The organism is Streptomyces sp. WM6372 (assembly GCF_001279655.1).
In the GTDB taxonomy this organism is placed as follows: Bacteria; Actinomycetota; Actinomycetes; order Streptomycetales; family Streptomycetaceae; genus Streptomyces.
This window is the reverse complement of the sequence record NZ_LGDB01000027.1, coordinates 1-10,056: the sequence shown is the minus strand read 5'-3', so window position 1 is coordinate 10,056 and position 10,056 is coordinate 1. Positions and strand designations below refer to the sequence as shown.

Here is a 10,056-nt window from a genome sequence, read left to right as displayed (position 1 = left end):
CTCCGCGTCAGCGCCCCCCCCACCCCGCACCCCCCTCACCGAGCTCCCGCCGGAGGGCGCCCACGGGTGACCGCACGGGGCGGCGCTGTCAGTGGTGCCCCGTAGCGTGACGTCATGGGATTCACCAGCGCATGGTCGATCAGCAGCCACCCGGACTCCGTCATCGCGGAGTTCGCGCCCCTGCTCGCGCCGGCCCTCGAAGCCGACCGTACGGATCCGGCGGCCCTGCGCCGCTGGACGCTCTGGCAGCGCACCCCGCTGCCGGACCACCGCACCTGGTACGCCGACCGGGCGCACACCGGGGCCATCGACTCCTTCCGGGACCTGACCCGGCCCGGCGAGCACGTGGACGACGTCTGCAACGGCATCACCGACCCCGGGTTCCATGTCATGGAGGATCTCTGGGAGCCCGAGCCGGATCCGGCGCACATGTTCGTCTCCGTGCACGCCAAGGACTACGCGGTCGCCGCCCTGTTCCACGCCATGGGCCCCCACCGGGCCGCCCGGTTGCCCGGCTGGTGCGGGAACGCGCTCCTCACCGCGGCCGAGGTCCGCCGGACGCTGCCGCACGTGGAACGGGCACTGACCTTCACCGCCGAGGAGCGGGCCCGCGCCCGCGACCGGGACTGGCTGGACTACGGCCCCCGCGAGGAACGCGTCACCGACGGCCCCCTCCGTGTCTGGCGGGCGGCCGCCGCAGCGGGACGCGGGCTCTGCGCGGTCTCGCTGCACGTCTACTGACGGGGCTGCCGCGGGCCGGTCGCCGGGGGCGGGTCGAGGCACCCCTGGGCATCGGGTGTTCAGCGGGGTCGTGTGGAATGGGTGCATGGGGAGAAGCGAGAACCACATAGGGGCCGAAGCCACGGCCACCGTGCCCGAGCACTGGCGTTACGGACGCCACCTCGAAGCCCTGGCCGCCGCGGCCGCCGGGGCGGGCGGGGCGGGCGAGGCCGACGCCGTGGCCGCCGTGCTGCGCGATCGCGACCCGGTGATGGCCGAGAGCGCGGTGGTCACCCACCTCGACCGCCGCGCCGCCCACCTGCTGACCGACCCGAGCTTCCCCGGCTGGGCCCGCGCCATGGGCACCGCGATCGGCGCCCGCGCCTTCCCGGCCCGCCGGCTCCGCGAGTGGACCCTGCTCAAGGCCATCACCGACGGCGAGCCGTGGGCCGCGGCCGAGCTCACCGCGGCCTCCGACTGGTGCCAGCGTGCCGCCGCCCAGTCGCCGAACTCGTACGAGGCCCTCGACGTGCTCGCCGCCACGGCCCGCACCCACCGCGTGCGCAGCGCCGCCGCAGCGCGCCTGCGCCGCCGCAACGTCACGGGCTGATCCCGGCGGCGAACCGCACGAGGAAGCCCCGCGGGAAGAAGAGGTCAATCAGGAGCAAGACGGGAAAACGGCGGCCGCGGTTCTATCACCTCCGCACAGGAGTCTCGTCACACGGCCGTTCGGGGGTTTAAGGTCTGCCTACCTGGCCGGGTATCAGCGTTGGTTCCGATGCCGTTCCACTGGAGGCTGCTCTCCGTGTCGCACGTTTCCCAAGCTCCCGTCACCACCCCCGACGGCGAGCCGGCCCCGCCCGCGCCCACCGCGTACGACCAGGTCAACGGTTGGTTCTCGGGCTATGACCAGGTGCTCTTCGACTGGTTCCTGACCCGCCGCAGCGGCGCGGAGGAGAAGCCGGGCGATCTGCTCGAACTCGGCGCTTTCATGGGGAAGAGCGCGATCTTCCTCGGGGGGTACCTGCGGGAGGGCGAGGAGTTCACCGTCTGTGACCTCTTCGACTCGCCCGCGCCGGACGACTCCAATCTCGCCGAGATGCAGGACTCCTACCCCACGCTCACCCGCCGCGGCTTCGAGACGAACTACCTGGCCTTCCGCGAGGAACTCCCCACGATCATCCAGGCGCCGACCTTCGTCGTCGCCGACCGGGTGCGCCCGGCCAGCTGCCGGTTCGTCCACATCGACGCCTCGCACCTCTACGAGCACGTCGTCCAGGACATCGCCTCCTCGCGCGTCGTGGCGGCCCCGGGCGCCGTCGTCGTCTTCGACGACTACCGCTCCGAGCACTGCCCCGGCGTCGCCGCTGCGGTCTGGGCGGCGGTGGCCACCGGCGAGCTGCACCTCATCTGCGTCTCGGCGTCGAAGCTGTACGCGACCTGGGACGACGCGGCGCCGTACCAGGCGGAGCTGCTCACCTGGCTGGAGGGGCGCAAGGACCTGTGGCACGGGGTGGACCTCGTGGCCGGACAGTCGCTGGTCCGGATCGGTGACGAGGGGGCCGTCCCGCCGGCGCCCCCGCAGCCGCTGCGTCCGGCGCCCGAGCCCGTCGCGGAGCCCGTGCAGCAGCGGGGACACCAGCCCGGCCCCCGCCCGCGGGCCGGCACCGCCTGGCGCAGGCTGGCCAAGGACCTGCTCCCGCCGGTGATCACCCGCGCGATCGTGTCCTGGCGGCGCCGCCGCCGCTGACGTAACGGTGCCGGTCCCCCGTGTCGGGGGCCGGCACCGGCACGTCGGAGTGCGTCAGCCGCCCCTGCGGACCCGGGCCGCACGGCGCGCCTCGGCGAGCTTGCGGGCCTCCGAGGTCTTGCGGGACTCCTTGCCCGCCCCCGGCCGGCCCGGACGCGTGCCGATCCCGCGGAACCCGAGGTCCGAGCCCGAGGGCCGGCCCTTGGCGTCGGTCGGCTCGGCGCCCGCCAGCGGTACCCCGGACGGGGCCTTGGCCCCGGTGATCCGGCTCAGCGCGGCCTCGCCGGAGCGGACCTGGGTGGTGGTCGGCCGGATCTTGGCCTCGGCCATCAGCCGGACCATGTCCCGGCGCTGGTTCGGGGTGACCAGGGTGACGACCTTGCCGGACTCGCCCGCGCGGGCGGTACGGCCGCCCCGGTGCAGGTAGTCCTTGTGGTCGGCCGGCGGGTCCACGTTCACGACGAGGTCCAGGTCGTCGATGTGGATGCCGCGCGCGGCGACGTTCGTCGCGACGAGGACCGTGACGGCCCCGGTCTTGAACTGCGCGAGCGTGCGCGTGCGCTGCGGCTGCGACTTGCCGCTGTGCAGCCCCTCCGCCCGTACGCCCATGGCCCGCAGGTGCTTCACGAACTGGTCCACGCCGTGCTTGGTGTCGAGGAACATCAGCACCCGGCCCTCGCGCGCCGCGATCTCGGTGGCGGCCGAGTACTTGTCGGCGGAGTGGATGTGCAGCACGTGGTGGTCCATCGTGTTCACCGAGGCCGCCGACGGGTCCACGGAGTGCGAGACCGGGTCCTTCAGGTAGCTGCGCACGAGCTGGTCCACGTTGCGGTCCAGGGTGGCCGAGAACAGCATCCGCTGCCCGGCGTGGTGCACCTGGTCCAGGATCTCGGTGACCTGCGGCATGAAGCCCATGTCGCACATCTGGTCGGCCTCGTCGAGAACGGTGATCTTCACCCGCTCCAGGTGGACGTCGCGCCGCCCGACCAGGTCGCTGAGGCGTCCGGGGGTGGCCACGACGACCTCGGCACCGGTGCGCAGCGCGCTCACCTGCTTGCCGATCGACAGCCCGCCGACCACCGTGGCCATCCGCAGCTCCAGGGCCTGCGCGTACGGAGTGAGCGCCTCGGTCACCTGCTGCGCCAGCTCGCGCGTCGGTACGAGGACCAGGGCCAGCGGGCGCTTCGGATCGGCCTTGCGGCCCGCGGTGCGCGCCAGCAGGGCCAGGCCGAAGGCCAGGGTCTTGCCGGAGCCGGTCCGGCCGCGACCGAGGATATCCCGGCCGGCCAGGGAGTTGGGGAGCGTGGCCGCCTGGATGGGGAACGGCTGCGTCACCCCCAGGTCGGTCATCGTCGTCACCAGCTCACGGGGCAGGTCGAGCTCGGAGAAGGCCTCCACCGGCGGCAGCGCCGGCTCGACCGTCTTCGGCATCGCGAACTCGCCCTTCAGCGGGGCGGTCCGGGGGGTCTTGCCGCCCGACTTCGCACCGCCCTTGGGTCCTGCCTTGGCTCCGGCCTTGATGCCGAAGCGCCCGTGAACCGACGGGTTCTTCATGCAGAACCTTCCGTGAGACGTGAAAAGTCGAATTTTACCATCGGGGCCGCGGCGCCACGGGGGCGCTACGGCGTCGCGGGCCGCTACGGCGCCGCGGGGTCGAGCCGCCCGCTCCGCACCTCGGCGAGGTGGGCGGTCATCTCTACCGTCGCCCGCGCGAACCAGTCGGCGATGACGGCGATCTCGTCGGGGGAGTACTCGGCGAACACCGCGCCGAGCCGGGCGTAGAAGGGCTCGTACACGGCGAAGACGCGGGCGGTGGCCGCCGGGTCGGCCACCACGCGCACCCGGCGCCGGTCCGCGGGATCCGGCTGCCGACGGGCGTATCCGGCCCGCTCCAGGCGGTTGAGCACCCCGGTCACCGCGCCGGTGGTCAGGTTCGTCAGCTCCGCGAGGTCGCCGGCGCCCAGCGGGGCGTCCCCGGCTCCCAGGACGTGGCCCAGGCAGGTCAGGTCGGTGACGTTCAGCCCGAGCAGCTGCGCGACCTCCTGCTGGCCGATGAGGCCCAGCGCGACGTACCGGTCCATGCGCGACAGCGCCTCCTGGGCCGTGGCCGCGGGGCGGGACTTGCCCTGCACGCAGATACTCCTTAGTGTCTAAGTAACTTAGCTCGTGAGATGCTTATCTTGTTCACTAAGGCATCTCGCCTTTCGAGCCTACTGCCGCCCGTCCGTCTGGGGAGAATCATGAGCGCGCACGGAGACGTCGACATGGGCCACACGGTCGCCGGCTGGACCGGCACCGCCCTGGCCCTGCTGGGCTGCACCGGAGCCGGGGCCGCGCTGTGCGCGGCCTGGGTCCCCGGGATCTGGCTCGGCCTCGGCCTCGTCGTGGTGGCCGGAGCCGTCACCTGGGTCCTGCACCTCGCCGGCTGGGGCAAGCCCAGCGGCCCCCGTCCCCGCGCCGAATGGGACTGGCGCACCAGGGACACCGTCGCGCGGACCGGGCACGCGCACTGCCTGGGCTGCCGGGCCGCCGGACCGAGCCGGGCCGCGGCGGCGGCTCCTCGGCCCCGGCCCGCCGAGCTGGCCGGTCGATAGTTCGAACGCTCCCCGGTTGGCCGCGCCTGAGGTGTGGTGTGAGTGACGGGCGGGCAGGATCGGAACGGCTGCACCATACGTGCGGCCCGCGTGGAACGTTGAGAAGGATCAGTACTGATGGCAACAGGCATCGTGAAGTGGTTCAACTCGGAGAAGGGGTTCGGCTTCATCCAGCAGGACGACGGCGGCCCCGACGTGTTCGTGCACTTCTCCGCCATCCAGACCACCGGCTTCAAGGAGCTGCAGGAAGGCGCGAAGGTCGAGTTCGACGTCACCCAGGGCCCCAAGGGCCCGCAGGCGGAGAACGTGATTCCCATCGGGTGACGTCATTTCGGTGACGCCGCTGTGACGCCACTTCACGAGCCCAGCCCGTGACATGAGCCCCGCCGGTCGGTCCGGCGGGGCTCAATGCTGTCCGAGGCTGCTGCGGTCCTACGCGGTCCTACGCGGTCCTACGCGGTCCGATGTGAGCCGGTACGGGGCTGCCGCGGGGCCGTCACGGCGCCGGCCGGGAGCCGGCGCGGTGCAGGGCCAGCAGCAGCGGCCAGAGGTGGTCCGCCAGCTCCGCGGGGGAGCCCGGGACGCTGTCGTGCAGCCAGTCGGCGAGGATCCCGGTGAACGTGGCGGCCACCGCCGAGGCGACCAGGTCCGCGTGCGGGGCGCCGGCCGCCGCGCGCTCGGCGCGGGCCCGGGCGCGCAGTTCCCGGTGGAGCCGCTCGCCGAGCGGGCCGCCCCCGCCCGGCAGCAGCAGGGTGCGGTACAGGGCCGCGTGCCCGGCGGCGTCGGCGAGGAAGCCGGCCAGCGCGGCCGGGGGGCGGGCCGGGGCCTGCGCCCCGGGCTCCGTCTGCCAGGCGTGCAGGGCGTCGACCGCCGCGTGCACGACGTCGGCGCAGGCGTCGACGGCCAGCGCCGGGAGGTCCTCGTAGTGCAGGTAGAAGGTGGCGCGGCCGACCCCGGCCCGGCGGACCACCGCCGAGACACTGACCTCCCCGAGCGGCCGGTCCGCGCACGCGGCGAGGAGGCTCTCGCGCAGCCTGGCCTTGGTGCGGGCGGTGCGCGGGTCCTCGGGGCTCACGGTCCCTCCGGACTCAAGGCGTTCTCCGGGCTCAAAGGGCGCCTCCGGGCTCACGCGGCCAGCAGCGCCGCGCCCAGGGCGAGTGCGCCGGGCAGGGCCTGGGCGACGAGGATGCGGCGGTTGGCGGTCGCGCCACCGTACAGCCCGGCGACGATCACGCAGACGAGGAAGAAGATCTGCGTGGCGAGCGAGTCGATGACCAGCGACCAGACCAGGCCGGCGGCCAGGAAGCCGTTGTAGAGGCCCTGGTTGGCGGCGAGCGGCGCGGTGCGGCGGGCGAGGTCCTCGTCGAAGCCCGACAGGGCCCGGCCGGGCGGCCGCTGCCACAGGAACATCTCCAGGACCAGGAAGTACACGTGCAGGGCGGCGACGACGCCTATGAGGACCTGAGCGACCGTGTGCACGGCCACCTCCGTTTCGAGGGCTGGTGGAGCAGCGTCAGCGGGCAACTTCCTGGACAACTGTACAGGAAGTCGGTGGTGGCCGGTCGTCCGGTCGTCCGGTCGGCCGGCCGACCGGACGGCGGTCGTGCGTTCGCCCGATCGCGCGCGGCTACGCTGGCCGCATGACCCCGCTCGTCTATTCGGACTTCGGCACCGGCCGCCACCGCGAGAGCTCGCTCATCCGCCACGCCCTCGGGAGCGTGCACGACGAGGTGCTGGTCGCCGGCCTCGCGGGCGGGATCGGCTTCATGTACTTCGTCTTCGAATACGCGGGCCACCTGCCGATGCCGACGATCGTCGCCCAGGCCCACCCCCAGCCCTGGGTGCAGACGGCTCTGGGCCGGCTGAACGTCCCGTACGAGGCCACGCGCAGCGCCAAACCCCGCTGGGGCCGGGTGTGCGCCGCCCTGGACGGCGGGCGTCCGGTGTTCTGCACCGTCGACCGGTCCCGGCTGCCCTGGCACGAGGGCGTCCCGGAGACGGCCGGCGCGGATCCGTACACGGTGGTCGTGGCGGGGTACGAGGGCGCCGAGGGCGAGACCCTCTACGTAGAGGACGGGGCCGAGGTCCCGTACCGGATCGGCCGGGAGGAGTTCGGCGCCGCCTGGACGGGGCACCGCAAGGGCCACCACCAGATGGTGGTGCCCACCGGGCCGGCCACCGCCGGGCCGGACCTCGACGAGGCCGTCGCCACCACCGCCGCCCGGCTCACGGGACCGGTCCTGGGCAACCAGTTCGACGTCAACTTCGGCTTCTCCGGCATGGCGAAGTTCGCCGCGCAGCTGCGCGACACCAGCACCCAGACGGGCTGGGAGCGCCGCTTCGGCAGCCCGGAGGCCTTCCGGGTGGGCACCGGGCGGCTGTACGCCTGCCTGGAGGAGGAGTGGACCGCCCCCGGTGCCACCCGGCCGCTGTACGCCGATTTCCTCGACCTCGCCGGGCGGCCGGAGGCGGCCTCGCTCCTGCGGGATTCCGCCGGGCACTGGTCGCGGCTGGCGGCCCTGGCCCGTACGGCCGAGCCGGACTCCGACGCCCCCGCGCGGCGGGCCCTGTTCGACGCGTGCGCCGAACTGGTGGACCGCTCGCTGGAGCTGGAGCGCCGGGCCGTCGCCCTGCTCTGAGCCGTACGGGGCGGTGCGGCGGGGATGGCGCCGCGGTGACCCGGTCACTCCTCCTTGATGCTGATGGCGGCCACCGGGCAGGCGCGGGCGGCCTCGCGCAGCAGCGGGCTGCCGCCGCCGTCCTCCCGGCCCGGGAGCACCTGGCTGAAGCCGTCGTCGTCCTGGGTGAACACGTCCGGCGCAGTCAGGGCGCACTGTCCGGCGCCGATGCAGATGTCCGTGTTGATGTCGATGCGCTGTGGCGACATGTTCCTCACCATGCCACGGGGAGTTCGATCATGCCCTGAATGGTGTCGCCGGGCCGGAACGGGATCCGGTCCGGTTCGGCCGCCAGCCGCAGCCCCGGCAGCCGTGCGAACAGCGTCCCGAGGGCGATCTCCATCTCGGCGCGGGCCAGGTTCTGCCCGAGGCACTGGTGGATGCCGAAGCCGAACGCGACGTGGTGCCGGGCGGACCGGTGCCAGTCCAGGGCGTCCGGCCGCTCGAACACCGCCGCGTCCCGGTTGATGACGGAGGTGGAGAAGACCACGCCGTCGTCCGGGCGGATCGTCACCCCGCCGATCTCGATGTCCTCGGTGGCCACGCGCAGCATCCCGTCCGCGATGGACAGGAAGCGCATCAGCTCCTCCACGGCCACCGAGATCAGCGACGGGTCGGCGCGCAGCTCGGCCAGCTGCTCCGGATGCCGCAGCAGGGTGAACGTACCGAGCGAGATCATGTTCGCGGTGGTCTCGTGGCCGGCGACCAGCAGGATCGCGGCCAGCGAGACCAGCTCCTCGACGTCGGTCTCACCGGTCTCCAGGCGGGTGGCGACGAGTTCGTCCAGCAGCCCGTCGCCCGGCTCCCCGCGCTTGCGCTCGATCAGATCGGCCAGGTAGCCGTTGATCTGGTCCCGCGCGGCCTCCACGTCGGCGAGCTCGGGTCCGCGCAGGAGCCTTCGCGACGCCCCCTCGAAGAACTCGTGGTCCTCGTACGGGACTCCGAGCAGGGCGCAGATCACCATCGAGGGGACGGGCAGGGCGAAGTCGCTCACCAGCTCGGCCGACGGGCCCCTGGCGACCATCTCGTCGATCAGCCGGTCGACGGTCTCCTGGATGGCGGGCCGCAGGGCCGCGGTCCGCTTCAGGGTGAAGCTCGGGATGAGCATGCGGCGCTGGACGTTGTGCTCGGGGTCGTCGAGGCCGAGCAGCGCCGTACGGCGGTTCTGGAGCCCCTTGAACCGCTTGGTGGGAGTGGGGAAGGCCTCGTTCTGCCGGTCGGCGGAGAGCCGTCCGTCGGAGAGCAGGGCGCGCGCCTCGGCGTGCCCGGTGACCACCCAGACCGAGCGGCCGTCGAAGAGGGTGACCCGGGAGAGCGGCCGGCCCTCGCGGAGCGGGTCGTACGCGGTCGGCGGGTGGTAGGGGCAGGTTCGGTCCTGGGGGAAGGCAACGGTCTCTGACATGCAGCACCTCGTAAGCATGGTTCCGTGGGTCCGTCTCGCCGGAATCCATTACATGCCCTAGGCACCTATCTGACCTATGCCACTTTCGGCCAGATAGCCCCCTTTGGCCCGCCCGGCCGAGTGGCCGCCGGGAGGCTCAGAGATGGGCGTCCAGGAAGGCCCGGAGCTCGGCGCGGCTCATCGCCCCGGCGTGGCTCGCCACGGCCTCGCCGCCCGCGACGAGGACCACGGTGGGGGCTCCGGTCACGGCGAAACGCCTGGTCGGCTCCGGGCAGCGGGTCATGTCGGTGCGGACGGCCGTCAGGCGCGTGCCGTACTCCTCGGCCGCCTCGGACACGAGCGCGTCCATCGCGCGGCAGGCCTCCAGGGCCTTGGGCCAGGTGCCGATGAAGTAGGCGAGAACCGGCCCCTCGGTCATGCCGAGGATGAAGTCGAACTCCTGGTTCTCCAGCGGCTGGTGTACCCGACGTGCCATGGGCGGTGCTCCTGCTTCGTGTTCCGGGTGGTGCGTGGGCGGGCCCCCATCATCGCCGCCGGCTCCGTCCGGCCGGGATTCCCGTCCGGAATGGGTGTTTCCGCCAAGCGTCCGGGGCGTTTGCCGGGGATTGCGGGCGGGCCTTTCGGCCGATGCTCCAGGGCGGTTTTCACGGGGTAGGGCAGATGCGGGACTTCAGGTATGTTGCGCACGGCATTTTCGCCACAAGGGGGCTGATCGCCTTGCATCTGCGAGGTAGTTGATCGGCGTGTCGGGAGGGGTCGTCCATGGAACGTCGCAGGAATCTCCGGAGAGCGGGCCTCGCGCTCACGGCGGGAGCGCTGTTCCTCGCGGGCTGCGGGACGCCGGCGGAGGGGACGAACGGGAAGGACGCGGAGGCGGATCCGGCGGCCTCGGCCCCCGCATCGGCCCCCGCC

General features: G+C 73.0%; 13 protein-coding genes. 6 read left to right on the top strand and 7 right to left on the bottom strand.

What is annotated here, in order from left to right:
- Window positions 1-114: 114 nt before the first annotated feature.
- From ADK52_RS04790 to ADK52_RS04780, 3 genes are all read left to right on the top strand, one after another.
- The gene (locus ADK52_RS04790; RefSeq protein ID WP_053688529.1) at window positions 115-741 is read left to right on the top strand and encodes a hypothetical protein; all 627 of its coding nucleotides are present in this window, start codon (window positions 115-117) and stop codon (window positions 739-741) included.
- An 85-nt stretch (window positions 742-826) separates the two neighbouring features.
- On the top strand, window positions 827-1,330 hold the full coding sequence (locus ADK52_RS04785; protein WP_053688528.1) for a hypothetical protein: 504 nt from the start codon (window positions 827-829) through the stop codon (window positions 1,328-1,330).
- A 195-nt stretch (window positions 1,331-1,525) separates the two neighbouring features.
- Window positions 1,526-2,470 (top strand): class I SAM-dependent methyltransferase, encoded by a 945-nt coding sequence (locus tag ADK52_RS04780; RefSeq protein WP_053688531.1) that lies wholly within the window; start codon window positions 1,526-1,528, stop codon window positions 2,468-2,470.
- A 54-nt stretch (window positions 2,471-2,524) separates the two neighbouring features.
- On the opposite strand, the gene ADK52_RS04775 is transcribed toward ADK52_RS04780, so the two are convergent.
- Together ADK52_RS04775 and ADK52_RS04770 are read right to left on the bottom strand one after the other, a co-directional pair.
- The gene (locus ADK52_RS04775; protein ID WP_053688527.1) at window positions 2,525-4,024 is read right to left on the bottom strand and encodes a DEAD/DEAH box helicase; all 1,500 of its coding nucleotides are present in this window, start codon (window positions 4,022-4,024) and stop codon (window positions 2,525-2,527) included.
- 83 nt (window positions 4,025-4,107) lie between these two features.
- On the bottom strand, window positions 4,108-4,602 hold the full coding sequence (locus tag ADK52_RS04770; protein ID WP_053688526.1) for a MarR family winged helix-turn-helix transcriptional regulator: 495 nt from the start codon (window positions 4,600-4,602) through the stop codon (window positions 4,108-4,110).
- A 108-nt stretch (window positions 4,603-4,710) separates the two neighbouring features.
- Between ADK52_RS04770 and ADK52_RS04765 the strand changes: the two genes are divergently transcribed.
- On the top strand, window positions 4,711-5,064 hold the full coding sequence (locus tag ADK52_RS04765; RefSeq protein ID WP_053688525.1) for an HGxxPAAW family protein: 354 nt from the start codon (window positions 4,711-4,713) through the stop codon (window positions 5,062-5,064).
- Between the two features lie 117 nt (window positions 5,065-5,181).
- The gene (locus tag ADK52_RS04760) at window positions 5,182-5,388 is read left to right on the top strand and encodes a cold-shock protein (protein ID WP_053688524.1); all 207 of its coding nucleotides are present in this window, start codon (window positions 5,182-5,184) and stop codon (window positions 5,386-5,388) included.
- A 172-nt stretch (window positions 5,389-5,560) separates the two neighbouring features.
- Here ADK52_RS04760 and ADK52_RS04755 read toward each other — a convergent pair whose 3' ends face one another.
- Both ADK52_RS04755 and ADK52_RS04750 read right to left on the bottom strand, forming a co-directional pair.
- A complete protein-coding gene (locus tag ADK52_RS04755) occupies window positions 5,561-6,139 on the bottom strand; it encodes a TetR/AcrR family transcriptional regulator (protein ID WP_053688523.1) in 579 nt (192 codons plus the stop codon).
- Window positions 6,140-6,189: 50 nt separating this feature from the next.
- Window positions 6,190-6,543 (bottom strand): DUF1304 domain-containing protein, encoded by a 354-nt coding sequence (locus ADK52_RS04750; protein WP_053688530.1) that lies wholly within the window; start codon window positions 6,541-6,543, stop codon window positions 6,190-6,192.
- Window positions 6,544-6,704: 161 nt separating this feature from the next.
- On the opposite strand from ADK52_RS04750, the gene ADK52_RS04745 reads away from it, so the two are divergent.
- Entirely contained in the window at window positions 6,705-7,703 is a 999-nt protein-coding gene (locus tag ADK52_RS04745; RefSeq protein WP_053688522.1) for a BtrH N-terminal domain-containing protein, read from the top strand.
- Window positions 7,704-7,747: 44 nt separating this feature from the next.
- Here the strand turns inward: ADK52_RS04745 and ADK52_RS04740 are convergent, their stop codons facing one another.
- The 3 genes from ADK52_RS04740 to ADK52_RS04730 form a co-directional block, all read right to left on the bottom strand.
- A complete protein-coding gene (locus tag ADK52_RS04740) occupies window positions 7,748-7,951 on the bottom strand; it encodes a ferredoxin (protein ID WP_053688521.1) in 204 nt (67 codons plus the stop codon).
- Between the two features lie 5 nt (window positions 7,952-7,956).
- Window positions 7,957-9,144 (bottom strand): cytochrome P450, encoded by a 1,188-nt coding sequence (locus tag ADK52_RS04735; RefSeq protein WP_053688520.1) that lies wholly within the window; start codon window positions 9,142-9,144, stop codon window positions 7,957-7,959.
- A 136-nt stretch (window positions 9,145-9,280) separates the two neighbouring features.
- On the bottom strand, window positions 9,281-9,619 hold the full coding sequence (locus ADK52_RS04730; protein ID WP_053688519.1) for a thioredoxin family protein: 339 nt from the start codon (window positions 9,617-9,619) through the stop codon (window positions 9,281-9,283).
- Between the last annotated feature and the right edge of the window lie 437 nt (window positions 9,620-10,056).

What these genes read in the sequence shown, in the direction of transcription:
- ADK52_RS04790 (WP_053688529.1), top strand. Translation starts at nt 115, where the DNA reads ATGGGATTCACCAGCGCATGGTCGATCAGCAGCCACCCGGACTCCGTC.
- ADK52_RS04785 (WP_053688528.1), top strand. Translation starts at nt 827, where the DNA reads ATGGGGAGAAGCGAGAACCACATAGGGGCCGAAGCCACGGCCACCGTG.
- ADK52_RS04775 (WP_053688527.1), bottom strand. Translation starts at nt 4,024, where the DNA reads ATGAAGAACCCGTCGGTTCACGGGCGCTTCGGCATCAAGGCCGGAGCC.
- ADK52_RS04765 (WP_053688525.1), top strand. Translation starts at nt 4,711, where the DNA reads ATGAGCGCGCACGGAGACGTCGACATGGGCCACACGGTCGCCGGCTGG.
- ADK52_RS04760 (WP_053688524.1), top strand. Translation starts at nt 5,182, where the DNA reads ATGGCAACAGGCATCGTGAAGTGGTTCAACTCGGAGAAGGGGTTCGGC.
- ADK52_RS04745 (WP_053688522.1), top strand. Translation starts at nt 6,705, where the DNA reads ATGACCCCGCTCGTCTATTCGGACTTCGGCACCGGCCGCCACCGCGAG.
- ADK52_RS04740 (WP_053688521.1), bottom strand. Translation starts at nt 7,951, where the DNA reads ATGTCGCCACAGCGCATCGACATCAACACGGACATCTGCATCGGCGCC.
- ADK52_RS04735 (WP_053688520.1), bottom strand. Translation starts at nt 9,144, where the DNA reads ATGTCAGAGACCGTTGCCTTCCCCCAGGACCGAACCTGCCCCTACCAC.
- ADK52_RS04730 (WP_053688519.1), bottom strand. Translation starts at nt 9,619, where the DNA reads ATGGCACGTCGGGTACACCAGCCGCTGGAGAACCAGGAGTTCGACTTC.